At 65.2% G+C, this 22,492-nt stretch carries 24 protein-coding genes, 1 tRNA gene and 2 pseudogenes; 2 read left to right on the top strand and 25 right to left on the bottom strand.

Annotation, left to right across the window (positions count from 1 at the left end):
• Positions 1–104: 104 nt before the first annotated feature.
• Together FQV27_RS09640 and FQV27_RS19150 are read left to right on the top strand one after the other, a co-directional pair.
• A tRNA-Arg gene (locus tag FQV27_RS09640) sits at positions 105–181 on the top strand.
• Positions 182–196: 15 nt separating this feature from the next.
• Positions 197–421: a hypothetical protein gene (locus FQV27_RS19150; RefSeq protein ID WP_246133056.1), complete on the top strand. Its 225-nt coding sequence runs from the start codon at positions 197–199 to the stop codon at positions 419–421.
• Between the two features lie 336 nt (positions 422–757).
• On the opposite strand, the pseudogene FQV27_RS09635 reads toward FQV27_RS19150, so the two are convergent.
• The 25 genes and pseudogenes from FQV27_RS09635 to FQV27_RS09520 all read right to left on the bottom strand — a co-directional run.
• Positions 758–1,804 (bottom strand): annotated as a pseudogene (locus tag FQV27_RS09635) (recombinase family protein); the annotation flags it as partial.
• Between the two features lie 2 nt (positions 1,805–1,806).
• The gene (locus tag FQV27_RS09630) at positions 1,807–2,205 is read right to left on the bottom strand and encodes an HVO_A0114 family putative DNA-binding protein (protein ID WP_147097802.1); all 399 of its coding nucleotides are present in this window, start codon (positions 2,203–2,205) and stop codon (positions 1,807–1,809) included.
• Positions 2,202–2,555, bottom strand: coding sequence for a toxin-antitoxin system TumE family protein (locus FQV27_RS09625; RefSeq protein WP_147097800.1), 354 nt, complete (start codon positions 2,553–2,555; stop codon positions 2,202–2,204). The genes FQV27_RS09630 and FQV27_RS09625 overlap by 4 nt, the downstream gene beginning before the upstream one ends.
• Positions 2,552–2,869, bottom strand: a complete 318-nt coding sequence (locus FQV27_RS09620) for a hypothetical protein (RefSeq protein WP_147097798.1) — start codon at positions 2,867–2,869, stop codon at positions 2,552–2,554. The genes FQV27_RS09625 and FQV27_RS09620 overlap by 4 nt, the downstream gene beginning before the upstream one ends.
• Before the next feature lie 135 nt (positions 2,870–3,004).
• The gene (locus FQV27_RS09615; protein ID WP_147097796.1) at positions 3,005–3,226 is read right to left on the bottom strand and encodes a DUF2274 domain-containing protein; all 222 of its coding nucleotides are present in this window, start codon (positions 3,224–3,226) and stop codon (positions 3,005–3,007) included.
• A 2-nt stretch (positions 3,227–3,228) separates the two neighbouring features.
• Positions 3,229–4,365 carry a TraB/TrbI/VirB10 family type IV secretion system protein gene (locus tag FQV27_RS09610; protein ID WP_147097794.1) on the bottom strand — a complete coding sequence of 379 codons (1,137 nt, stop codon included), beginning with the start codon at positions 4,363–4,365 and terminating at the stop codon, positions 3,229–3,231.
• Positions 4,362–5,363: a P-type conjugative transfer protein TrbG gene (gene trbG / locus FQV27_RS09605; protein WP_186827272.1), complete on the bottom strand. Its 1,002-nt coding sequence runs from the start codon at positions 5,361–5,363 to the stop codon at positions 4,362–4,364. The genes FQV27_RS09610 and trbG overlap by 4 nt, the downstream gene beginning before the upstream one ends.
• On the bottom strand, positions 5,360–6,049 hold the full coding sequence (gene trbF, locus FQV27_RS09600) for a conjugal transfer protein TrbF (protein WP_147097790.1): 690 nt from the start codon (positions 6,047–6,049) through the stop codon (positions 5,360–5,362). Before trbF ends, trbG begins: the two co-directional genes overlap by 4 nt.
• Entirely contained in the window at positions 6,046–7,407 is a 1,362-nt protein-coding gene (gene trbL / locus FQV27_RS09595) for a P-type conjugative transfer protein TrbL (RefSeq protein ID WP_147097788.1), read from the bottom strand. The genes trbF and trbL overlap by 4 nt, the downstream gene beginning before the upstream one ends.
• A gap of 2 nt (positions 7,408–7,409) precedes the next feature.
• Complete coding sequence (gene trbK-alt, locus FQV27_RS09590) at positions 7,410–7,676, bottom strand: putative entry exclusion protein TrbK-alt (protein ID WP_147097786.1); 267 nt, start codon at positions 7,674–7,676, stop codon at positions 7,410–7,412.
• 14 nt (positions 7,677–7,690) lie between these two features.
• Complete coding sequence (gene trbJ, locus FQV27_RS09585; RefSeq protein WP_147097783.1) at positions 7,691–8,464, bottom strand: P-type conjugative transfer protein TrbJ; 774 nt, start codon at positions 8,462–8,464, stop codon at positions 7,691–7,693.
• Positions 8,461–10,947: a conjugal transfer protein TrbE gene (gene trbE, locus FQV27_RS09580; protein ID WP_147097781.1), complete on the bottom strand. Its 2,487-nt coding sequence runs from the start codon at positions 10,945–10,947 to the stop codon at positions 8,461–8,463. The genes trbJ and trbE overlap by 4 nt, the downstream gene beginning before the upstream one ends.
• Before the next feature lie 10 nt (positions 10,948–10,957).
• Entirely contained in the window at positions 10,958–11,239 is a 282-nt protein-coding gene (locus FQV27_RS09575; RefSeq protein ID WP_147097779.1) for a VirB3 family type IV secretion system protein, read from the bottom strand.
• On the bottom strand, positions 11,239–11,571 hold the full coding sequence (locus FQV27_RS09570) for a TrbC/VirB2 family type IV secretion system protein (RefSeq protein WP_147097777.1): 333 nt from the start codon (positions 11,569–11,571) through the stop codon (positions 11,239–11,241). Before FQV27_RS09570 ends, FQV27_RS09575 begins: the two co-directional genes overlap by 1 nt.
• Entirely contained in the window at positions 11,568–12,503 is a 936-nt protein-coding gene (gene trbB / locus FQV27_RS09565) for a P-type conjugative transfer ATPase TrbB (RefSeq protein ID WP_425467959.1), read from the bottom strand. Before trbB ends, FQV27_RS09570 begins: the two co-directional genes overlap by 4 nt.
• A gap of 195 nt (positions 12,504–12,698) precedes the next feature.
• Positions 12,699–13,178 carry a CopG family transcriptional regulator gene (locus FQV27_RS09560; protein ID WP_186827271.1) on the bottom strand — a complete coding sequence of 160 codons (480 nt, stop codon included), beginning with the start codon at positions 13,176–13,178 and terminating at the stop codon, positions 12,699–12,701.
• Positions 13,179–13,188: 10 nt separating this feature from the next.
• Positions 13,189–15,177, bottom strand: coding sequence for a conjugal transfer protein TraG (locus FQV27_RS09555; protein WP_147097771.1), 1,989 nt, complete (start codon positions 15,175–15,177; stop codon positions 13,189–13,191).
• A gap of 130 nt (positions 15,178–15,307) precedes the next feature.
• Positions 15,308–16,291, bottom strand: coding sequence for a LysR family transcriptional regulator (locus FQV27_RS09550; RefSeq protein ID WP_147097768.1), 984 nt, complete (start codon positions 16,289–16,291; stop codon positions 15,308–15,310).
• A gap of 27 nt (positions 16,292–16,318) precedes the next feature.
• On the bottom strand, positions 16,319–17,533 hold the full coding sequence (gene floR / locus FQV27_RS09545) for a chloramphenicol/florfenicol efflux MFS transporter FloR (RefSeq protein WP_147097766.1): 1,215 nt from the start codon (positions 17,531–17,533) through the stop codon (positions 16,319–16,321).
• A gap of 217 nt (positions 17,534–17,750) precedes the next feature.
• A complete protein-coding gene (locus FQV27_RS19020) occupies positions 17,751–18,983 on the bottom strand; it encodes a DUF3363 domain-containing protein (RefSeq protein WP_222611688.1) in 1,233 nt (410 codons plus the stop codon).
• A 168-nt stretch (positions 18,984–19,151) separates the two neighbouring features.
• Positions 19,152–19,505: pseudogene (locus tag FQV27_RS19345) on the bottom strand (relaxase/mobilization nuclease domain-containing protein); the annotation flags it as partial.
• A gap of 613 nt (positions 19,506–20,118) precedes the next feature.
• Positions 20,119–21,051: a lytic transglycosylase domain-containing protein gene (locus tag FQV27_RS09535; protein ID WP_147097763.1), complete on the bottom strand. Its 933-nt coding sequence runs from the start codon at positions 21,049–21,051 to the stop codon at positions 20,119–20,121.
• The gene (locus FQV27_RS09530) at positions 21,048–21,383 is read right to left on the bottom strand and encodes a DUF736 domain-containing protein (protein WP_147097761.1); all 336 of its coding nucleotides are present in this window, start codon (positions 21,381–21,383) and stop codon (positions 21,048–21,050) included. The genes FQV27_RS09535 and FQV27_RS09530 overlap by 4 nt, the downstream gene beginning before the upstream one ends.
• A 34-nt stretch (positions 21,384–21,417) precedes the next feature.
• Entirely contained in the window at positions 21,418–21,963 is a 546-nt protein-coding gene (locus tag FQV27_RS09525; protein ID WP_125334612.1) for a S26 family signal peptidase, read from the bottom strand.
• Complete coding sequence (locus FQV27_RS09520) at positions 21,960–22,478, bottom strand: DUF2840 domain-containing protein (protein WP_125334613.1); 519 nt, start codon at positions 22,476–22,478, stop codon at positions 21,960–21,962. The genes FQV27_RS09525 and FQV27_RS09520 overlap by 4 nt, the downstream gene beginning before the upstream one ends.
• Positions 22,479–22,492: the final 14 nt, after the last annotated feature.

The following is a 22,492-nucleotide window of genomic DNA, read 5'->3' as shown; positions in this document are numbered from 1 at the left end:
TGAACGAGTGAGTAAAAAAGTAGAAGTAAAACAGTAACTTGCGGGCTTCGATTTTTGGGGTTAACACTCGCTCGAAAACCGCGTAAGCACTGCGTAAGCAGTAGGCACCCATAGCTCAGCTGGATAGAGCGCCACCCTCCGAAGGTGGAGGCCTCAGGTTCGAATCCTGATGGGTGCGCCATTTCAGAACAGAACTATGAACGCCGAACGCCGCCGTTTCTACGCTAGAGGCGGCGACCAGCGTTCGCAGCAATTCCGACTTCGATCCCATAATGCGAACCTCGTCGTCGGCGACCTCGACGCGCTGCGCCAGAGCGCGCAGATGGTCGCGTCGGTAGCCGCCATCATCGAGTCGTATCCGTTCGCGGGCTTTGCGGGCGAAGCCCTTGAGCATATCGGGGCTGACGCCCTGATTGCTTGAACTGTCGAGCGCGAGCTGGGTGCGCTCCGCGTCGGCGGCGGCTTGATCCCGCAACGCCTTAAGGCTCGTCATACGCTCCTTCGCCATCGCGTCGTCCTTGTCCACCATGCCGGCTTCGATGGCGTCAAAGAGACGGCCGAGCCGCTGGTCGGCTTCCGTGATTCGCCGGTTCAACTCGGCCAGATGCTCGCGGCGACGTTCGGCGCGCTCCTGCCGGCGGTCGATGACGCTGGCGAGCACGGTTTCCAGCCGCTTGGGCTGGAGCAGGCGATCCCCGATATGATCGGCGACCAGATGGTCCAGCTTGTCCATCGGGATCGTGCGGCCCTTGCAGCCGGTCTTGCCCTGCCGCGCCTTGGTCGAGCAGGTGTAATATCGGTATGTCGCTCCCGTGCTGCCTTGGCCGGTGCGCAACGTCATCGCACCTCCGCACTTGGCGCAGAAGCAAATGCCTGTCAGCAGCGTGGGGCCGCTGGAGACACGCGCGGGCGTCACCATGGGATTGCGGGATTTGAGGCGGGCTTGCACCGCATCGTAAATCTCGCGCTCGATCAGGGGCGGCACCGCCATGATGGCGACCTCGCTCTCCGGCTTCTTCTCCCGGTCCTTGTGCGAGCGCGTATTGAACCTGTGCTCGCCGATATAGGTGGTGCGGGTCAGGATGGCGTGGATTTGCGCCAGCCCCCATCGTCCGCCGTCGCGGGTGAAGAAACGGCGCTCGTTGAGATAGGTGGCGATGGCCTTGACGCCCATCGCGCCGCGCGTGCCGTCGCCTTCAAGGAACAGGCGATAGATCATCCGCACGGTGTCGGCGTGCAGCGGGTCGATCTCCAGCTTCTTCTTGGTCTTCGATCCGCGCTGTTCGGCCGCGACAATGCGATAGCCGATGGGCGGTCGCGCGCCGTTCCAGAAGCCTTGCCGGGCGTTCTCGTTCATAGCGCGCAGGACGTGCTTGGCGTTCTCCTTCGACTGGTATTCGTCGAACAGCGCCATGATCTGTCGCATCATCTGGTGCATAGGATCGTCGCCCATCTCCTGCGTGATGGACACCAGCTTGACGCCGTTCTTCGCCAGCTTGCGAACGTAGAACTCCATCTCGAAGTGATCACGGAAGAAGCGGCTGAACGAATGGACCACGACAATATCGAAGGGCGCAGGCTTGGACGTGCCTGCCTCGATCATGCGCTGGAACTCGGGGCGCTTGTCGTTGGTGGCGGTTGCACCCGGTTCCACGTAAGTCTCAACGAGCTGGAAGCCGCGTTGCTCGCAATAAGCTTCGCCCTGCCGCTTCTGATCGGGAATGGAAATGTCATGCTCGGCCTGCCGGGCGGTCGAAACGCGCAGATAGAGGGCAGCGCGAGCGGTTATGGTTGGGCTGTGCATGTTCATGGCCGATCTCCTATGGCCTTCCTCGGCTTCGGACGGTCGATCAGGGGTAACGCCAGTTCCACGCGGTCATGCACCACCTTGGGCGCGAGCTTGCGGCCGTGGCCCGGCTCGAACCGCACAAGGCCGTAGCTCTCCATCGTTTTGAGGGTGCGTGAGAGATTTGAGCCGGCCCGGCCGGTGATTTCCGCCAGTTCCTCCAGCGACGCCGGGGCTTTCTCGGCGATGACGCGCAGCAACTCGCGGTTCCCGGCCGACAGCACCTTGGCAAAGGATTCGGTCGAGGTGAACCACACCTTCGGATCGCTGGGCGCGGGCTTTTCCTCGCCCTTGGCGATCCGCATGGTGCGGGCCTTCATTTCTTCGTAGTCGGCAATCCCGACTTTCAATGTGGTCATAGGGCACCTCGCTCCTTCAACACCGCGTCCACCGCCTGCCAGAAGTCGGCCAGCAGCGTGGCCGCATCCTCGTAGGCGTAAGGCTTCACGGTCTGGAGGCGATGCCGATGGTCCATCGGCTCGCCGCGTCTGCCCCGGCCGACCGGATGGGCGTTGTCGAAACCGACCAGCCGTTTGCCCGAAGGCCCGTGAAGCGTGAGCGAGTAATCGAGACCGTGCGGCTTCTCCGGCGAGGCCGGAACGCGGGTGACGATGAACTTCACCCAATAGCCGCCCTCGGGATCGACAAAGAGCATCTGCCCATCAAGGTCCAGAAGCGTGTCGAGGCCCGGATCACGATGCCTACTCACGCCTTTTTCCTATCAGTTTGTGATAGGAATTGCAAGGTGTCTTCGGGCTTTCGTGGGCTCAAAAGTTCGTCGAACACATCACCGAACCAACGCTCGAACACGTCAATTTCGGCCTCGGTGACGGGAATATCCTCGGGCCAATCGTCGGTGACACGCATCCTCTGCCCATTCGGTGCAAGAAGTGGCGCGTCGCCGGCTTGCGCCCGGCTGTCCGGCGCTGGATCGTCCGCGTAGTCAAACAGATCGTCGGGAAGTGGCTCGGGGATCGACTGTCGCGGTCGCCCTTTGTGGGCGCGGCGGCGCTCTGCGCACATGGAATCCTCCTTGGTTCGGTGTGGATTCCGGGGCGCTCAAGGCCCCGGAATTAAGCGAACCATGGAGGGCAGCCGGCGGGCTGTAGCGTGCCGCATTTGCGTCTATGCGCTGGCGGCACCCCTGCGGGTTGGGACTTAGCTTGCGGCGCGTCGTGCCTTGGCGAAACCGCGATCCGTGGCGATGAACCGCTCCAGCATGGGCACGATCAGCCTGACGGGATCGGCGGCGGGCTGGCCGCTCTCGCGGGCCAGCACCTCGGCATACGCGACCAGATCGCGATGAAGCGGCGCGGGCAGCTCCACCGTGACTTTGACGGGCTTGTCGTCGGGCAGCGGGCCGAGTTTCAGCTTGGTCATGGTCACCCTTCTGCCGGCTCGAACACCAGGTCGCGCGTGACGATGATCCTGACCGGGAAGCCGGGCCGGATCGTCAGCGTGGGCGCAACCTGCAACTGGCGCTGGACGATCTGCTGGCCCGCCTGATTAACGGTATCCTGCGCGCCGTCTCGGATGGCTCGAATAAGCCGGTCCTCGTCGCTCGTCGCCAGCTCCGTGCCCATGCCAAGCAGCGTGGACAGCCCTGCGGCCTTCATCAGATCCCACCAATGATAATCGACGCCATCCTCAAGGCCGGCATAGCCGCTGGCGTCCGCGCCCGGCAGGCGCTCAAAGACGATGGAACGACCGCCCGGCAGGATCAGGCGATTCCATACCAGCAGGACGCGGCGCTGGCCGAAAGTCACGCCGTCATCGTATTGGCCGATGATGCGCGTGCCCTGCGGGATCAGGAGCAGCGAGCCGGTCGGGCTGTCATAGACGTTCTCCGTCACCTGTGCCGTGATCTGGCCGGGCAGATCAGAACGGATGCCGGTGATGAGCGCGGCCGGGATCACGGCCCCGGCCTGAAGAATGTAAGGCGAGGCCGGCGGGGTGACGCGATCCGGTGCAACCGTCTGCCGATCCACCGGCCCGTTGAGAAACGCTGCGTGCCTGTCCTGCGTCGCGGGCTGTCCGCCGAGGCCAAGACCGGCAAGGCCGGGCATGGCCGTCCCTGCCGGCAATCCCGTGCGCGGGCCGGACTGGAAAAACACGTTGCTCAAGCGCGCGGCTTCTTCCTCGGCTATACGGCGCTGTTCCTCGGGATCGACGGCTGGCGTCGTCATGACGGGCGGCACGACCGGCTGTCCCCGGTTCTGCGCGTCGAGGATCGGACGGCCGAGGTCGCCGGGCAGCGCAGGGCCGAGCACCGGCCCGGTATAGTCGCGCGGTAGACCGGCAAGGCCGTCCGCCGTGGGCCGGTTCTCGGTCGAATAGAGTTCTTCGCTGCCCTGTCCCCCGTCGCGGGTCTGGAGCGCGTAAATAAGCGCGCCGCCTATGCCGAGAAGCGCGACTGCTCCGACGCCTGCCAGCATCTTGCGGGACAGGCGTGTGACACGGGGCGGCTCGGCGCGCAGGCGCATGGTCGGAGCAGTATCGGCGATAGTGTTATCGGTCATGACGGGGAGCCTCCGGTCACGCTGGCGGGCTGCGCGTCTGCCGCGTGCGTTGGGTTGGTGCGGACGATCCTGACAACCTGCTGGCGGTTGCCGCTGCCAAGGCGCAGCTCGGCCGCGCCGAACAGGCGGTCCACGATCAGGACGTTTTGGTGGACCCGGCTGTTGACGATCTGCGGCTCGCCGTCCGATCCGAGCACGAAAATCGGCGGCATCTCGCCCTGCACGATCCCGGCCGGGAAAACGACATAGACGCGGCGTCCATCGTCGAACACGGAAACCGGCCGCCACGGCGGGCTGTCGCCCTGCACCTGCAAGCCATAGCGATAGTTCCGCGCAGCCTCAGCCGGGATGATCGGCGCGGCCGGAACGGTCTGGCGCTGGCCTGCAGGCGGCGCGGGATAGGCCCATGCCACGGCGGGCATGTAGAGCGATTCCCGCGCGCGCAGCTCGATCAGGTAGGTGCGTCGGTCGGTGGTAACGACAAGGTTGGTGGAAATGTCCGGCCGTGTCGGCTTCACGAGGATATGGACACGGCGGTTCGCACCGCTGCCGCTCTCCGTGTCGCCGATGATCCAGCGGGCGGTGTCGCCCGCCGCAATCGGCCCCGCGCCTGTCAGGCTCTCGCCCGGCTCCAGCGCGATCGTCGTGATCTGCCCGACTGCGGCATAGACCTGATAAAGCGCGCCTTCGCTCCACGGGAAAACCTGTATGGCGTTGTAGTAGCCTTCGCGTCGCGGTTCGACGCGGGCGGCGGCATTGGCGTTTTCGACACGGCCGGTCGGCGTGCCGGCGACGGTTCCACCGCGCGCCACGGTCCACGCCGGGGGCACATGCAAAGGCCGGGGCGTCTCGTTGGTGACGGCCGTCTGCACGGTCGGCAGCGGCGGCACGCTGGCGTCATAGCTGAATTGCGGCGTCCGGTTGGTGGCGCAGCCTGCGAGCATGGTGGCCGAAAGCAGCATGGCCGCGATTGTCGGGGTGCGGGCGTGCGTCCTCATTGGCTCATCTCCCGCGACCATGAAATTGCGTTGACGTAGATTCCCAGCGGATTGGCGCGCAGGCGCTCGGCGTCGCGCGGTGGTTGGATCACGATGGTCAGGATCGCGGTCCATCGCTCGGTGCCGGAAAGCTGGCCGTTCTCGAAATGGCGTTCCGTCCACGCGACGCGGAAGCTGTTCGGCGATGCGCGGATAACGCTCGATACCTCGACGGCCACCTGCTGGCGGCCGACCTTGGCGAAAGGATCGTTGGCGCGGGCGTAGTCGTTCAATGCCGCCGCGCCACGATCCGTGGTCCACTCATAGGCGCGAAGCCAGTTCTGGCGGACAATGATGGCGTCAGCCGGGATCGCGCGCACCTGCTCGATGAATCGGCCAAGGTGGAAAGCGATCTGCGGATCGGTCGGCCGATAGTCGGCGTTCGCAGGCGCGACGGTCTGCGCCTGTCCTAGATTATCGACCTGCACCACCCACGGCACCACCGTCCCGCGTGCGGACTGCCAGACCAGCGCCGAGGCGAAGCCGGCCGAAAGGATCAGGGAGCCGAAGGCCATGAGCCGCCAGTTCCTCGCCTGCACGCGGGCTGAGCCGATACGCTCGTCCCATGCCTGCGCGGCCTTCTGATAGGGCGTCTCGGGTTCCGGTGATTTGCCGTAATGGGTTGCTGGCCGTTTGAAGATGCTCATGAGCGGTCACTTTCGGAAAGGTTGATGGAGGAACCGGAGCCGTGGCTGTCGCCGGAGCGCACCGCATGGGCGGCCATGGTCGTGCCGTGGTTCATGGCCTGCGAGCGACGCATCCGCTGCGCCCATGCGGGCGGGCTGCCGGCTTGGCCGGATGCTGCTGCGACAAGATCGGCGCTAGCGCCGCCGACCGTGCCTGCGGTGGATGAACCGCCCGTCACACCGAAGGCCGCGCGTGCGCCACCGGAAAAGCTGGATTTGACGGATTCGGTGGCTTTCGAGACGGCGCGCTTCAAGGGAGAGACGGCGGCCGAGCCTGCGGCGCGGGCAACACCGCCAAGGCCGGAAGCGACACCGGCCGCGCCGGACTGGCCGAGCGCGCCGACGCTATAGGCTGCGGTTGCCGCGCCCGCGGCCGTCGCGCCGCCGCGGACGGCCGCGGCCCCACCGGACAGGGCGGCAGCACCACCTTTGGCGGCGAGCATGGCCCCGCCGCCAGCGGCGACGCCTGCACCTGCGACCGCAAGCCCGGTTCCCACGGCTGCGCCCGCGCCGAGCTGCGGGCCACCAGAGACGATGCCGTTAGCGATGCCGGGGCCGAAGATACCGAGGCCGAGCAGCGACAGTGCGGCGAGCACAATCGCCATGGCGTCGTCGATGGTCGGGGTCGCCCCGCCGAAACCGGCCGTGAATTGCGAAAACAAGGTCGAGCCGATGCCGATGATGACGGCGAGGACCAAGACCTTGATGCCGGAGGACACCACGTTGCCCAAGACCTTCTCGGCCATGAAGGCGGTCTTGCCGAACAGGCCGAAGGGGATGAGGACGAAGCCCGCGAGAGTCACCAATTTGAACTCGATTAGGGTCACGAAAAGCTGAATGGCGAGGATGAAGAAGGCCAGCACCACCAGCGCCCATGCGAACAGCAGGCAAGCGATCTGGATGAAGTTCTCGAAGAAGGCGATCCAGCCCATCAGGTCGGAAATGGAGTCGAGCAGCGGACGGCCGGCGTCGAGGCCGGTCTGCGCGACGCGGCCCGGCCGCATCAGATCGGTGACGGAAAAGTCAGTGCCCGACGCCATGAGGCCGAGGCCGGCGAAGCTCTCGAAGACGATGCGGGCGAGGTTGTTCCAATTGCTGATGATGTAGGCGAAGACGCCGACGAACAGCGTCTTCTTCACCAGCCGCGCGATAATGTCGTCATCCGCGCCCCATGCCCAAAAGAGCGCGGCGAGCGTCACGTCGATGACGATCAGCGTCGTGGCGATGAAGGCGACCTCGCCGCCGAGCAAGCCGAAACCGCTGTCGATGTAGGAGGTGAATACGCCGAGGAAATTGTCGATGACGCCCGTGTTGCCCATGGTCAGCGCGCCTCGCTGCGATCACGGCCAAGGAAGCGGTCGCGGGATTCGGCCCATGCGGCGAGGCAGCCGGCGTCACTCGCCGCCGCCTCGCCGAGTTGCTGGCAACGGCGCAGGGATTCGCGCAACGGGTCGGCCGGGGGCTGGAAGGCCGGCGCAGAGGGCGGCGCGGAAGGTTCATCCTTCCGCGCCATGTCGATTGCGGTCGCCGTGATGGCGATAGCGATGAACACAACGGCCGCAAGCCGTGCCAGCATCTTGCCGTCCATGGCGAGCCTCCCGGTCAGTTGTTACCGTTGAACATCTGCGCGTTGCCGGGCTGGTATCCGCTGCCCGGCGTCAGGAACCGTTCGCGCTGGACGCGGCCCTGTTCGGCAGCGGTCGCGCGCTCCGCTTCTGTCAGCGCATCGGCGCGGCCGTTTGCCGAGATGACCGCGATCAGGTCGGAAAGCTGCTGCGACTGGAGGGCGAGAAGCTGATTGCCGGCCTGCGTGGCTTGCAGCGCGCCGGTCGCGCCTTGGCTCTGGCCGACCAGCGCGGCCATCTCGGCGCGGTTGCTGTCGATATTGCCGACCGCGCCTGCCTGCACGCGCATGGCGTCCTGCAAGCCGCCAACCGTGTTCTCCCATCGGCCGCGCGCATCGGCGACCAGTTGGGCGTCGGTCGCCGATAGCGAGACATTGCCATATTGCTGCTGGAACGCTTGGTCGATCTGCCCGACCTCGAAAGCAATGTTCTGCGCTTGGCCGAGAAGCTGCTGCGTGCGCTGGACGTTCTGCTGGAGCTGCTGGAGCGACGAATACGGCAGGCTCGCCAGATTACGGGCCTGATTGATGAGCATCTGCGCCTCGTTCTGGAGGCTGGTGATCTGGTTATTGATCTGCTCAAGGGTGCGCGCTGCCGTGAGCACGTTCTGCGCATAGTTGCTTGGGTCATAGACGATGCGGCCGAAGCCGAATTGCGCATGGGCCGGGCTTGCCAGCATGGGCGAAAGCGCGACCGGAACGGCGAGCGCCAGCGCGAGGGCCGAGGCCCCGACGATCTTGGAATAGGTCATGGAAGCATCTCCTGTGGGGTATCGAGCCGGGCCGGCGCGGCGGATTCCGGCCGGTCGGCAAGATTGGTGAGGTTGGGGATCAGGTCGGCCGCCCAATCGACGCCGCGCGCCCGTAGCCATGCGGCGAGGAAGCCGTCGCGGCCGGCCTCAGTGACGATCTGCGCAATGAGGGTCTGGTCGGACTTGGCGGATGCGGCGCAGAGCGCGAGGCCGACTTCGGACAGGCCAAGCTCGAACAGCCGGTTGCCGCGCCGCGACTGGCAGTAGTAGTCCCGCTTGGGCGTGGCCCGTGCGAGGATTTCGATCTGCCTGTCATTGAGGCCGAAGCGGCGATAGATGGCCGTGATCTGCGGCTCGATGGCCCGCTCGTTCGGCAGCAAGAGCCGCGTCGGACAGCTCTCGATGATGGCGGGCGCGATGTTGCTGCCGTCTATGTCGGACAGGCTTTGCGTGGCGAAGATGACGCTGGCGTTTTTCTTGCGCAGCGTTTTCAGCCATTCGCGGAGCTGGCCGGCGAAACCCTCGTCGTCCAGTGCAAGCCAACCCTCGTCGATAATGAGCAGCGTCGGCCGCCCGTCGAGCCGGTCGCCGATACGATGGAACAGGTAGGCGAGCACGGCGGGAGCCGCGCCGGTCCCGACCAGCCCCTCGATCTCGAACGCCTGCACGTCCGCCGATCCCAAGTGCTCTGTCTCGGCGTCGAGCAACCGACCATAGGCACCGCCGACGCAGAACGGCCGGAGCGCCTGTTTCAGATCGTTGGATTGCAGCAGGACCGCGAGGCCGGTGATCGTGCGCTCATCGACCGGCGCAGAGGCGAGCGAAGTCAGCGCCGTCCAAAGATGCTCTTTGACCTCGGGCGTGATGCCGATGCCTTCGCGCATGAGGATGGCGGCAATCCAATCTGCCGCCCATGCGCGTTCATAGGTGTCGTGGATGCGGGCAAGCGGCTGGAGCGAAACGGACGCCTCGTCTCCTTCCGTGAGGCCACCGCCCAAATCGTGCCAATCCCCGCCCATGGCGAGTGCGGCGGCGCGGATGCTGCCGCCGAAGTCGAAGGCGAACACCTGCGATCCTGCGTAACGGCGGAACTGGAGCGCCATGAGGGCGAGCAGCACGCTCTTGCCCGCGCCCGTAGGGCCGACGACAAGGGTGTGCCCTACGTCGCCGACATGGAGACTCAGCCGGAACGGGGTTGAGCCTTCGGTCTTTCCAAAGAGCAAAGGGGGCGCACCGAAATGCTCGTCCCGTTCCGGCCCCGCCCACACCGCCGAAAGCGGGATCATGTGAGCGAGATTCAATGTGCTGATGGGCGGCTGGCGGACATTCGCGTAGGCATGTCCGGGTAGCGAGCCGAGCCATGCGTCAACCGCGTTGACGCTCTCGGGCATGGCGGTGAAGTCGCGGCCCTGAACGATCTTCTCGACCAGGCGCAGCTTCTCGTCGGCAAGGCGCGGGTCGGCATCCCATACGGTGACGGTCGCCGTGACGTACGCCATGCCCGCGACGTCCGCGCCGAGTTCCTGCAAGGCCATGTCGGCGTCGAGCGCCTTGTTGGCGGCGTCGGTGTCCACAAGGGCGGACGCCTCGTTCGTCATCACCTCTTTCAGAATCGCGGCGACGCTCTTGCGCTTGGCGAACCATTGCCGCCTGATCTTGGTGAGAAGGCGTGTGGCATCGGTCTTGTCCATGAGGATCGCGCGCGTGCTCCACCTGTAGGGGAACGGCAGCCGGTTCATGTCGTCGAGCAGGCCGGGCGTCGTCGCGGTCGGGAATCCCACGATGGTCAGGACGCGCAGGTGCGCGTCGCCAAGGCGCGGCTCCAGCCCGCCGGTCAAAGGCTGGTCGGCGATCAGCGCGTCGAGGTGCATTGGCACCTCGGGCACGCGCACGCGATGCCGGTTGGTCGAGATGGTGGAATGGAGATAGGTCAACGTCGCGCCGTCATCCAACCAACGGCACTCGGGCATGAAGCCGTCGAGCAAGGCCAGCACGCGGTCGGTGCGGTCGATGAAGCCGCGCAGCAGCTCCCACGGGTTTACCCCCGATTGCTCGCGGCCCTCATAGAGCCAGCTTTCCGCTCGCGCCGCTTCCTCGGCGGGTGGCAGCCAGAGGAAGGTCAGGAAATAGCCGGACACGAAATGCGCGTCCGCTTCCTCGAAACCGGCTTTGCGCTCGGCATCGACCAGTGCGGACGCAGGATCGGGAAAGGTGCTGTCGGGATAGGTCGCGGCTTCGCTTCGCTGCGCCTCGACGAAGATGCTCCAGCCGGAGCCGAGACGGCGCACGGCATTGTTGATGCGGCTGGCGACGGCGACCAACTCGGCGGCGACGGCGGAATCCAGATCGGGACCGCGAAACTTCGCGGTGCGCTGGAATGAGCCGTCCTTGTTCAAGACGACACCGGAACCGACAAGCGCGGCCCATGGCAGATAGTCCGCGAGCCGGGTGGCGGTGCGGCGATATTCGGCAAGGTTCATCATGGCCGCGCCCTCACACAGACAGGAAAGCCGGGATGCGCAGATGCCTGCGCCCGACCTCGACGAATTGGGGATCGCGTTTCGCCGCCCACACGGCCGCGAAATGGCCGATGGCCCAGATGGCGATGCCGACCAGCCAGAGGCGCAGGCCGAGGCCCATGGCCCCGGCAAGCGTCCCGTTCATGATGGCGATGGCGCGCGGTGCGCCGCCGAGCAGGATATGCTCGGTCAGCGCCCGGTGGACCGGGATAGAAAATCCCGGCACCGCGTCGAGCTGTTCGAGGCCGCCCGCCATCAGATGAGCGCCCCGCCGCCGAACGAGAAGAACGACAGGAAGAACGAGCTGGCTGCGAAGGCGATGGACAGACCGAACACGATCTGGATCAGCTTGCGAAAGCCGCCGCCCGTATCGCCGAACGCGAGGGTCAGGCCGGTCACGATGATGATGATGACGGCGATGATCTTGGCGACCGGCCCCTCAATGGATTGGAGGATGCTCTGGAGCGGCGCTTCCCACGGCATCGACGAACCGGACGCATGTGCGGCCGGGGCAAGCATGAAGCTGATAGCAAGGGTGGATGCGGCAGTCGCGGCGAGGCGATAGCCACGCGAAATCGTGCGGATCATGAAGATTCTCCTGTGCTGGCTTGGATTGCGGTGGTGATGCAGTAGTCGCCGTCCGGCCCCAGCCCTTCGACGCGGGCCAGTTCGGCCAGCCGGCGGGCGGAACCGCGCCCGGAAAGGACGGCAACGACGTCGATTGTCTCGGCGATCAGGGCGCGCGGGACGGTGACGACAGCCTCTTGGATGAGCTGTTCAAGGCGGCGCAGCGCACCGATGCCGCTGCCTGCATGGATGGTTCCGATCCCGCCGGGGTGTCCCGTGCCCCATGCTTTGAGCAGTTCGAGGGCTTCCGATCCGCGCACCTCGCCGATGGGGATGCGGTCGGGGCGCAGGCGCAGCGAGGAACGGACCAGATCGGAAAGCGTCGCCACGCCGTCTTTCGTCCGCATGGCAACAAGGTTGAGCGCGGCGCATTGCAGCTCGCGCGTGTCTTCGATGATGACGACGCGATCCGCCGTCTTCGCCACCTCGGCCAAGATCGCGTTGGTCAAGGTGGTTTTGCCGGTGCTGGTGCCGCCCGCGACAAGGATGTTGGCGCGCGCGGCAACGGCTTCGCGGAGAGTCACGGCCTGATCGGCAGACATGATCCCGGCCGCCACATAGTTGTCGAGCGTGAACACCGCGACGGCGGGCTTGCGGATGGCAAAGGTCGGGGCGGCAACCACGGGCGGCAATAGACCTTCAAACCGCTCCCCGCTCTCGGGCAGTTCGGCCGAGACGCGGGGGCTGTGGGCATGAACCTCCGCGCCGACATGATGCGCGACCAGCCGCACGATGCGTTCGCCATCGGCGGCGGACAGGCGTTCGCCCGTGTCGGACAGTCCTTCGGACAGGTGGTCGATCCACAACCGACCGTCCGGGTTCAGCATCACCTCGACCACGGCCGGGTTTTCGAGCAGCCGGGCGATTGCGGAGCCGAGCGCGGTGCGCAACATGCGCGCGCCGCGCGCAATGGCTTCCGGTCTATGGTGGTTGGTGGTCATGTCTGCCCCGGCTTCTGGTGGGGACGCGACAGGCAATCCCCGGATCGGGGTCGATTAAGAGAGGCCCAAATCGGGCCGGTTCAACAAGTATCTAGCTGCGTGCGGTGATCGGCGGCGAACGGCGGTAAATAGGACGGGTTCAATTACTTACGCTTGATCGCCATTGGTCTTGGACTCGTCTGGCAACGGATCGTCGTGGAGCGAGTCGAGGTCACGCGACAGCTCTTTGAGGAACCTGTCGCCGGTCGCCAGACGCCGGCCGAGATTCTGCATGAAGCCCTCGAACCGCTCCGCGCCTTTGGCGCGGGCAGCGGATTGTGCGGCTCCTGTAAGCGGCGGCGTGATGGTCATCCAGAAATGGATGAACTGCGCGACCGTCTCGCCGAGGACGGCGAGATCTAGGTCGAGCGTTTCGATCTGGCGGCCGAGCTTGTCCAAACGGCGCGACATGGCGGCTTCAAGCTGGTCGTCGGCATCGCCGGACAGGTAGGACATGACCGCCGCCTCCACGATGGCGGATTTCGAGACATTGCGGCGCAGCGCCACCGAGCGGCGCAGCGCCATCGCCTCGATCTGCGGAATGAGCGCGGGGTCGAAATAGAGATTCAGGCGAGTTCTGGTTGCCATGGGTGTGTCCTCAAAGGTCGATTCCGTCATCGGGGTTCAGCGCCACCTGCCGCGCGACCATCCTCATGCGCTGGCGCATGGCGCGGGCCTTGGCCGCGTCAACGTCTTGCTCGTCGTCCAGAAACTCGAACTCCTGTTCGGGCGATGGCGGCCGGGCGACGATTTCCTCTTGGCTTGGCAATTCCGGCTCGCGGCGGATGCCGGCATTGGCCGGATCGCCCTCGGCCCCGTGTGCGGCGTCGGTCGCGGAACGGCTTTCCGCCGCGACCACACGGCCGGACCAATCATCGGTCGATGGACTGGGCGCCAGCGAAGCGGCGACCAGATCGGGCGGGGTCAGGATGCGTTCCTGAAACCGCGCGTCCTCGTAGTAGCGGGCCTTGGTGGCGCGGATCGGCGGGGTGCCCGCCACCATGACGATTTCGTCGGTCGGCGGAAGCTGCATGATCTCGCCCGGCGTGAGCAGCGGCCGCGCCGTCTCCTGCCGTGACACCATCAAGTGACCTAACCACGGGGCCAATCTGTGCCCTGCGTAGTTGGTGGAATCGCGCAGCTCCGTCGCGGTGCCGAGCGCGTCGCTCACCCGCTTGGCCGTGCGTTCGTCGTTCGTCGCAAAGCTGACGCGGACATGGCAGTTGTCGAGGATCGCATTGTTCGGCCCATAGGCGCGCTCGATCTGATTGAGGCTCTGCGCAATCAGGAAGCCCTTGAGGCCGTAGCCCGCCATGAAGGCCAAGGCGGACTCGAAGAAATCCAGACGGCCCAGCGCGGGAAACTCGTCCAGCATGAGCAGCAGCCGATGGCGCTTGCCGGAGCCGGTCAATTCTTCCGTCAACCGCCTGCCGATCTGGTTGAGGATCAGGCGGATAAGCGGCTTGGTGCGGTTAATGTCGGACGGCGGCACGACCAGATAGAGCGTGACGGGCTGGCGGCTGCCGACCAGCTCGGCAATGCGCCAGTCGCAACGCGCCGTCACCCGCGCTACCACGGGATCGCGATACAAGCCCAAGAAGGACATGGCGGTGCTCAACACGCCCGACCGTTCGTTCTCGGATTTGTTCAACAGCTCGCGGGCCGAGGACGCGATGACGGGGTGAACGCCAGCTTCGCCTAGATGCGGTGTGTCCATCATCGCGCGCAAGGTCGCCTCGACCGGGCGGCGCGGGTCGGACAGGAAGTTGGCGACGCCCGCCAAAGTCTTGTCCTTCTCCGCATAGAGAACATGCAGGATCGCGCCGACCAGCAATGAATGGCTGGTCTTTTCCCAATGGTTGCGCTTGTCGAGACTGCCTTCGGGATCGACCAGAATATCCGCGATGTTCTGCACGTCGCGGACTTCCCATTCACCTTGCCGGACTTCGAGCAGCGGATTGTAGGCGGACGATCTGGCGTTCGTGGGATCGAACAGCAGCACACGGCCATGCTTCGCACGAAAGCCCGCTGTCAGCGTCCAGTTCTCGCCCTTTATGTCGTGGACGATAGCGGATGCGGGCCACGTCAGCAGCGTCGGCACCACCAGCCCGACACCTTTGCCGCTGCGCGTCGGGGCGAAGCATAGGACATGCTCGGGACCGTCATGGCGCAGATAGTCCCTGTCGTATCGGCCGAGCAGGACGCCATCGGGGCCGAGCAATCCGGCCGCGCGGATTTCCCGGTCCTCTGCCCATCGCGCCGAACCATAGGTGGCGACGTTGCGCGCCTCCCGTGCCCGGATGATCGACATGAAGATGGCGGCGGCGATGGCGAGGAAACCGCCCGATACGGCGATGATGCCGCCCTCGACGAAGATCGCGGGCGCGTAGGCGTCGAATGAAAACCACCACCAGAAGAAGGCCGGCGGGTAGTAGATCGGCAGGCTCACCAGCTCGAACCACGGATTGCCAAGCTGGGGCTGGAAGCCGAGACGGAACGCGACCCATTGCGTCGCCGCCCACGTCATCACCAGAACGATGGTGAAGACGGCACCAATCTGGCCCCAAAGGATTCGGCCTCCGCGCATACAGGCTCCAGTCGGCAAAAAAGACGGAGCCGATTAGAGAGTAGGCAAAATGGGGACGGGCAACAGGAAAGTGGATGCCGGAGGGCTGCCGGATACTATCGGTGGCAAATAGGACGGGTCGCCTTTGCCGTTATCGTGCCGGTCGAGTGCCATCGAGAAAACGATTGGGCGAATCGCCGTCACGCTTCATTTTGCCTGCGAGGTTGAGCAGATTTTTCAGTGCGGAGCTGCGATTGAACGGCGACCAGACGGCTGTAAAGGCAACCGGCTCCGGTTCATCGAGGAAGGGCAGGAAGACGATGCCGGTCGTCGGCAATAATGACGTGGCCTCGCCGACGATAGTGATGCCGAAGCCTTGTCCGACCATAGATAGCAGCGTACCGCGCCCCACATCAAAGCGCAGGATCGACGGTGCGGGCCAACGCCCGGCAAGGCGCAGCACGATATGGTCGTGGACCTGCGGGCCGGTGCCACCATAGCGAACTATGAAAGTCTCGCCGACCAGATCGGACCAAGTGATTGCGGACTGCCCGGCGAGGCGATGCCCATCCGATAGCACGGCCACCAGCGGTTCGGTCCAGATCGGTCGGGTATGGCAGTCGGGCATCTCGGGCTTGCCCGCGACGAACGCCACGTCGAGCTGGTCAGCACGAAGCTGCATCACCGCATCGCGGGCCGTGCCTTCGGTGATCTCGACCTCAATGCCGGTATGGGCTTCCCGATAATGACGGATCAGCTCCGTGAGAAAGCTGCGTGGGATCAAGCCATGGATGCCGATGCGAAGCCGGCCACATTCTCCTTGAGCTGTCATGCCGGCGGTCTTCACCGCGTGATCGAGTTGATCGACACCCGCCGTGACACGCTCCATGAAGTGCCTGCCTGCGTCTGTTAGCCGAACGCCCCGCGCATGGCGCTCAAACAGCAGGACACCAAGGTTATCCTCCAGCGCTTTCACACGCGCGCTGACGCTCGACTGGCTGACGCCGAGTGCCTTGGCCGCATGCCGAAAATTCAGATGCTCGGCGACGGCGATGAACTGAACAAGGGAAATGAGCGGTATCCTACCAGACAGGATACCGCCATTCACGAGGTTTCGATGGTTAGTGCGCCGCATCGGAGCGGGCCTGCCACCAGTCGTCGGTTAGACGACTGGCGACTTCCCGGTGGCAGTCCCACGGAGCCGAAGGAGCACCAGCCCCAACGACACCAGCACTGCCATCGCCGTGGCGTAACAGATCACCGGCCACGCCGTGTCACCGTTTAACAGCGTCACCGCCAATGTCCCGACAATGCTGACTATCAGGCTTTGAACGCAGAAGTAGAACGCGACCGCTGATCCTGCGATGTCGTCGAACTCTGCCAAAGCGCCGTTCGCGGTAACGGACACAGTGAAGACAATGCCGACCGCCATGACCCACATCGGCACGATGAAGGTGAGGAATGACGGCGAACCGAAGAGTTCGCCGATCCCCAACAGGACCGCCCCGAAAACGAGCAACGCCATTCCACGCGCTACGCATCCCGCGATGCCCCATCTGGCGACAAAGGACTTCGCGAAACGAGTTGTCACGATCATTACAAGCGCGACAGTGGCGAAGGCAAAGCTGAATCCGATCTCGGAATATTCTGCTTGGCCTATGAGCACGCGGGGAGCCGTCGAAAAGAAGACGAAGAAGGTGCCCATACCGGCACTAAAGCCGACAGTGTAAACCCAAAAAGCCGGACTCGCGAAGATCGGCAAAACAGATCGGCGCGTCTTCGCTTGATCCAGAGGGCGGGTTTCGTGCCATCTGAAACCCGCATTTAGGAGTGCGAGCATCGCCAGTATAGCCAAAGTAATGAATATCGCCTGCCATCCCAAGAACTCGCCGATCAACGCTCCGGCGATAGGGCCGAGCGCAGGCACGAACGCCAGCATCGAACTGAAAAGGCCGTAGATGACGACACCCTCAGGACGATTGGCATAAACGTCGCGAACCGTCGCGAACGTCGCCACCAGCATGGCCGACGCGCCCACTGCTTGAAGCAGACGGAAAGCGACAAAGGCTGGTGCAGTTGAAGACCAAGCTGCTCCCAGAGACGCAATGACGAAAGCCGTTGCGCCCGCAAGTAGAATTGGCCGTCGCCCGATGCGGTCTGAGAGCGGACCAAAAATCACCTGGCCCACGCCGAGCATCACCATATAGAGGCTCAACGTGAGTTGGATCATGGCGGGCGTCGTGTTCAGGATGCCGGGCATCGCTGGAACGACGGGGAGATAAATATCCATCGCCAGTGACGCGAGGATGTCGAAGGGAGCCATCAGCAGCAGTGCTGCCGGCAGCGTATAGGCCCACGCGGGGCGTGTGGTGGTCATGACGAATCAACCGCTCGATTAAGGAATACCGGGCGACGTCTGCTCGTCAGCAATCAGATGAGACTAGCCTTACAGAGCGCCGCAACAACAATACTGGTTGTTGCGGCTTACTTGTCTGCTGACTTGGAATTTCCCATCTGATGACTCCACGCTTACGAATATGAATAGATACCTCTTATCCGATTATCTTTTGCTTCGCAATGCGGCATGGGCGCCCTCAGCGTTCCAGCCCCCTCTGCCGCCCCACCTGCCACGACACCGATCCGCCCTGCACAACACCCATGACCTCGCGGCCGAGCTGCCGGTCGATCACCGGCCGCCAAGGGATAAGGGTGAACTCATAGGACTTCTCGACCACCGCGAACTTGCCGCTGGATAGCTGCACGGTGCCGGTGAATTTGCCGCTCACATTCTCGCCGTCCGTGGCGGCGCGGAACGGTAGCGCCTTACTCTCGGCCATCTCCGCGCCGACGCGCGCAACCTCGCGCTCGCGCAGGGTGGCGAGAAGGCTGCGCCGATAGAAGACGCGGCCATTCCGCGCTCGGCTGGCGTCGCCCTGTTCGATGTGATGCTCGCGGCGCTGGTCCATGGCCTCGCGCACCTGCTGGCCGAAGCCGGTCGGTGCAAGGTCGGCTGTCTCGCCATAGACCAATCGCCGGTCCAGCCATGTCGCCCCGTCCGAACGTATCTGCCTTTCCAGATTGACGGGGGACAGGACGCGAACGCTGGCCTGCCGGTCACGGCCGGTGTCATAGGCGGCTGCACGGCTGACCAGATCATCGGGGATGCGCCATTGGTCTGCGTCGATGCGCTCGACGATCCCGGCCCGGCGCAGCGCCTCCAGTCGGCGGACATGGGCATCGACATAGCCCTTATAGTCGCCACCGGGAACGCGGCCCTCGAATTTCGCCTGCTCCAGATGGCGGCTCGGTCGATAGATGCCGTCCTCGACGATGGCCGTGATGGTGCGGTCGGACGGCCGAGCTACCGCCTCGGCAGGGCCGATCTGGATAACGCTGCCGATGCGGGCATCCTCCAGCCGCTCGGGCGCGATGCCGGCGATGTGATGCGTCCGCCCGTCTATCCCATCCACCACGATTGTCAGCTTCTCCCCCAACTCATCGGACAGGTGCTTGTCCACGACGCGGCCGACGATGGGCGTCTCGGGCGCTCCGTCATGGATTTGGAAACTCATGGGATCGCGTTCGCCTCCCTGCGGGCCGAGTGCCTTCTGCATCGTGCGGATAATGTCGCCGCGCTCGCCCAACTCGCGCAGGGCCGGTTCCATGTCCTTGCTCAATTCCCAAACGCCGGGCGCGTGCTCGGTCGCCAGCCCCATCTTTTCCAGCTTGCCGAGCCTGCGCAGGCGCAGCGTCCGCTCGAACTGCCGCCTCGGCTCTGCCGGTTCATGGCGTAGGTCGAGGAAACTGGCATCGGCTTCCTCGGTCATGGCGCGGTCGATCCGGGTGAAACGGTCTTGGTCGATTTCGGCTGACAGCTTGCGGGTCTGCTCGATCTCCGTGATGGGGCCGAGTTCAAGACTGGCAAGCTCGCTCGCGCGCTCGCGCAGGCCCGCCGAAAGGTAGTCGCCATTGATGACTAGATCCCCGCCGGTATCGTCGCGGCCGTTGACGACGATATGCACATGGGGATGGCCGGTGTTGTAGTGATTGACGGCAACCCAATCGAGTTTCGTGCCGAGGTCGGCTTCCACCTGTTGCATGAAATCGCGGGTGTAGGCCGTGAGGTCCGATAGCTCCGCGCCATCCTCGGGCGAGACGATGAATCTGAACTGGTGGCGGTCGTCCTTGCCGCGATCAAGGAAGGCGTCGCCATCCGCGCGATCCTCGGTCGCCGAATAGAGCTGGCCCCGCTCGCCGTCGCGCGAGGTTCCGTCGCGCTGGACATAGCGCAGATGCGCGCGGGCACGGCCGCCCTTCCATGCAGCCCGGACGCTGCGCTGCTTGACCATCACGCGGCGGCTACCGGGCTGGCGGTGATGCCATTGGCCGGAGATGTTCCGGGCGCGCACGAAGCTCGCGCCCCGGCCGCGCTTCACGCCCTTGCCGCTGGCGACCAAGGCGCGGGAACGGGCCGGCGATGACGGGCGGGCGGATGACGGCATGGAAGGGGCGCGGGAGGCTGCCGCCTGATGCTGCCGGGTGATCTTCTTGACCTGCGTGAAAAAGCTCTTGGTCTTGCCGGCCTTCGGCGCGTCGGATCGGATGCGGCCGGGCTTCGGTCGGAAGCGGTTTTCGTCGTCGGCGCTCAAGGGCGCGACTCCAGCCAAAACCGCCGGAAAACGGCCGATCTGCGCCTATGGTGCCGCTCGAAACCCTGCAAAGCCAAGGCTTTGCGCGAAATCGCGGCACGCGGCCCCCCAAAACCATGGTGCCGGAATCGGTCGCCTAACCAGTGTGCAGACAACAACAATTTCCAGAAGCGGCCCGACATGGTGCCGTCTTCTTTAATCTTGCCCTCCGCCCTTTCTGTCTTTTCTGCCTCTCCTGCCGGGAATCCTGCCGGGCGCGAACCTGCCCGACTGGGTGCTGAAACCGGCGTCGCCGAGCACGGAAACGCCACCTTCATGGCGTTCCTCCGTCGCTCGCGCTCGCCACGAAAATGCTGCCGTCCTGCGGCTCCGCAAGGGCGGGATCGCGGGCCGGAACGACAGCGCGGCCGTCGCCTGATTGCGCCTCGGACGGCGGCGCGGCGGCAGCCCGTGTGTCGGCCGGGCGCATGACGAACAGCGGTGCCTCGCGCCAATCCGGCGGCGGTGCCGGTTGCGGGGACGGCGCATCCGATGGAGCTGCGCCGCCAAGGATCGGGGCGAGCGCGGCGACATAGGCGCGTGTCTCGGCGGGAAGCGGGCGGCCGGTCGCGCGGTGCTCGTCGTAGCGGCCGGGACCGGCATTGTAGGCCGCCAGCATCGCCGCGACATTGCTGTAGCGGTCGAACATTTCGCGCAGGTAGGCCGTGCCTGCGAGGATGTTGTCGCGCGGGTCGTAGGGATCGCGGCCGAAGCCGTGGCGAACGCGCAGGCCCGCCCATGTGTCGGGCATCACCTGCATCAATCCCATCGCGCCGGCCGGCGAAACCGCGCGCACGTCGCCCGCGCTTTCGGCGCGCAGCACGGCACGAATCCATTGCTCGGGGATGCCGAAACGCTGCGACGCCTCAGCGATGTGAGCCGCATAGGGATGGGCGGCGGCGGGGCGCTCGACGGGCGCGGATTGCGCGACCGCGACGCCCGATCCGGCGCAGATGGAAAGCGCGCCAGCCAGTATCAGGACGGCATAATGCCATGCAGTCCTGTCTCCGCTTCGACACCAGCCTGCCAGCGTGCTCGCTGCGGTCAAGGGCGAGGCGCAAGCGCCGGCCGATGGCCGCCCCTGACCTTCGCTGTGCGCGCCGGCCGTCCGGTGGCCGAGCGGGACGGAGAGATGAGACGGCTTTTCCGCAAACAGAGGGATGACGATCTTGGAGCGAATGGCGGGTCGGACGCGCGCGGCCGTCATTCCTCGTCCTCGGCTTTCCGGGGGTGTTTCCAACGAAGCGTCCAGACCGAAGGATCGTCGTTGGACTGGAACAGCTTGGCGCGGATCGGGAACGGGAAGATCGGCCCCTCCAGCCTCATCGACACGAAGTCGCCGGCATTTTCGCTGGCGTCCTTCCATGCCGGGCCGGCGTCCGGGCCGTCCTCGCTATCGAGGCGCAGGCGATAGTCGGGCGCGTTTCTCATGTCGCTCGGCTTGGCCGGGACGATGAACAGCTTTTCGTGAAGGCCGAACGAATGAAGCTCCCCGGCATAGCCGGTTTCGGTGCGGGTGAAGGTGCCTATTTCTGCCATGGAAGTCTCCTGTGGTTGGTTTTCGAGGGTGGTTTCAGTGCGTCGGTGCGCGCCATTCGTAGCGGCCGACGCCTTCCTCATCGGTCCAGAGCGGGACCGCTCGACCGATGACGGAAGCTGCGGGGATGGGTCCGAAATACCGGCCGTCGAGGCTGTCGCGGACTTCCCAATTCATGAGGAAAAGCTGGTCGTCGCCGACGACGCGGCAGCCCTGCCAGATGGGCAGATCGCGGCCGAGGCTGTCGCGCTCCAGCGCCTCGCCCATCTCGATCCCGTCAACCGTGATCGTGCGGCCGGCGCGGCAAACCCGCTGTCCGGGCAGGCCCAAGACGCGCTTCAAGAGCGGAACGCCTCGCGCGATATAGCCGCGCTCGACCATGAAGGCGGCGAGCGGTTCGGGCGGCATGATGGCGACCAGCTCGGGCACGTCGAGCGCGCCGGCTGGCTCGACCGTGTAGAAGCCGATGGGCGCGCTGGCCGTGGCGTTCCAGATGAGCCTCAAAGGCCAATCGACGGCGCTGGCAGCCGCGATGCCGAGCACCGCCAGCGTCGCCACCGTAAGGGTGCGGCGGCGCGTCATGGGTCGATCCTCCTGCGGTGAAGCCATGCGGCATGTCGCTCGGGGGTGTAGGCGTGCGGCTCCAGATTGGCGGTCAGGCGGTTGTGAACGTGCCGCCAGTGCTCTGGTGAGGCGTCGGCCGGATCGAGGCCGAGCGCATCCACGGCGTCGATGGCGGCAAGCGCGCGCTGCACCTTGGGCCAACTATCGAGGCGCAACAGGATTTCGCCGCCGGGGCGCACGAACGGCAATGTCTGGAACGGCTCGCCCCGGCCGATGGCGCGCACAATGTCGATCCGCGAAACGACAGTGCCGTGCTCGCCTTTCGCCCATCGCACGAAGGCAAAGACGCTGCCCGGCGCGAAGCCGACGACGCTGCGGCGGCGGTCGATGATCTGCTCGTAGCTCTTGCGGCCGAAGCGTATCCAGTGCTCGACCTTGCGTTTCTCGAAGGTCAACTCGACCAATGTTGTGAAGGGCGCAGGCCCGTCCGGCAGCGGACGGCCGTGCGCGCTGCGATGGGCGCGACGGGTCATTGTTCGTCTCCGGT

It is taken from the genome of Paracoccus aurantiacus (assembly GCF_007993065.1).
GTDB lineage: Bacteria > Pseudomonadota > Alphaproteobacteria > Rhodobacterales > Rhodobacteraceae > Paracoccus > Paracoccus aurantiacus.
The sequence above is the reverse complement of the archived record's forward strand: the minus strand, read 5'-3'. Positions and strand labels throughout refer to the sequence as shown.

Excerpts from the sequence above, each read along its gene's own strand:
- trbB (WP_425467959.1), bottom strand. The coding sequence starts at position 12,503 with ATGTTGCGCACCGCGCTCGGCTCCGCAATCGCCCGGCTGCTCGAAAAC.
- FQV27_RS09560 (WP_186827271.1), bottom strand. The coding sequence starts at position 13,178 with ATGGCAACCAGAACTCGCCTGAATCTCTATTTCGACCCCGCGCTCATT.
- trbF (WP_147097790.1), bottom strand. The coding sequence starts at position 6,049 with ATGAGCATCTTCAAACGGCCAGCAACCCATTACGGCAAATCACCGGAA.
- trbK-alt (WP_147097786.1), bottom strand. The coding sequence starts at position 7,676 with ATGGACGGCAAGATGCTGGCACGGCTTGCGGCCGTTGTGTTCATCGCT.
- trbE (WP_147097781.1), bottom strand. The coding sequence starts at position 10,947 with ATGATGAACCTTGCCGAATATCGCCGCACCGCCACCCGGCTCGCGGAC.
- FQV27_RS09530 (WP_147097761.1), bottom strand. The coding sequence starts at position 21,383 with ATGGCAGAAATAGGCACCTTCACCCGCACCGAAACCGGCTATGCCGGG.
- trbG (WP_186827272.1), bottom strand. The coding sequence starts at position 5,363 with ATGAGGACGCACGCCCGCACCCCGACAATCGCGGCCATGCTGCTTTCG.
- FQV27_RS09570 (WP_147097777.1), bottom strand. The coding sequence starts at position 11,571 with ATGATCCGCACGATTTCGCGTGGCTATCGCCTCGCCGCGACTGCCGCA.
- trbL (WP_147097788.1), bottom strand. The coding sequence starts at position 7,407 with ATGGGCAACACGGGCGTCATCGACAATTTCCTCGGCGTATTCACCTCC.
- FQV27_RS09620 (WP_147097798.1), bottom strand. The coding sequence starts at position 2,869 with ATGTGCGCAGAGCGCCGCCGCGCCCACAAAGGGCGACCGCGACAGTCG.
- FQV27_RS09615 (WP_147097796.1), bottom strand. The coding sequence starts at position 3,226 with ATGACCAAGCTGAAACTCGGCCCGCTGCCCGACGACAAGCCCGTCAAA.
- FQV27_RS19020 (WP_222611688.1), bottom strand. The coding sequence starts at position 18,983 with ATGACCGAGGAAGCCGATGCCAGTTTCCTCGACCTACGCCATGAACCG.
- FQV27_RS19150 (WP_246133056.1), top strand. The coding sequence starts at position 197 with ATGAACGCCGAACGCCGCCGTTTCTACGCTAGAGGCGGCGACCAGCGT.
- floR (WP_147097766.1), bottom strand. The coding sequence starts at position 17,533 with ATGACCACCACACGCCCCGCGTGGGCCTATACGCTGCCGGCAGCACTG.
- FQV27_RS09610 (WP_147097794.1), bottom strand. The coding sequence starts at position 4,365 with ATGACCGATAACACTATCGCCGATACTGCTCCGACCATGCGCCTGCGC.
- FQV27_RS09630 (WP_147097802.1), bottom strand. The coding sequence starts at position 2,205 with ATGACCACATTGAAAGTCGGGATTGCCGACTACGAAGAAATGAAGGCC.
- FQV27_RS09575 (WP_147097779.1), bottom strand. The coding sequence starts at position 11,239 with ATGGCGGGCGGCCTCGAACAGCTCGACGCGGTGCCGGGATTTTCTATC.
- FQV27_RS09535 (WP_147097763.1), bottom strand. The coding sequence starts at position 21,051 with ATGACGGCCGCGCGCGTCCGACCCGCCATTCGCTCCAAGATCGTCATC.
- FQV27_RS09520 (WP_125334613.1), bottom strand. The coding sequence starts at position 22,478 with ATGACCCGTCGCGCCCATCGCAGCGCGCACGGCCGTCCGCTGCCGGAC.
- trbJ (WP_147097783.1), bottom strand. The coding sequence starts at position 8,464 with ATGACCTATTCCAAGATCGTCGGGGCCTCGGCCCTCGCGCTGGCGCTC.
- FQV27_RS09550 (WP_147097768.1), bottom strand. The coding sequence starts at position 16,291 with ATGCGGCGCACTAACCATCGAAACCTCGTGAATGGCGGTATCCTGTCT.
- FQV27_RS09555 (WP_147097771.1), bottom strand. The coding sequence starts at position 15,177 with ATGCGCGGAGGCCGAATCCTTTGGGGCCAGATTGGTGCCGTCTTCACC.
- FQV27_RS09525 (WP_125334612.1), bottom strand. The coding sequence starts at position 21,963 with ATGACGCGCCGCCGCACCCTTACGGTGGCGACGCTGGCGGTGCTCGGC.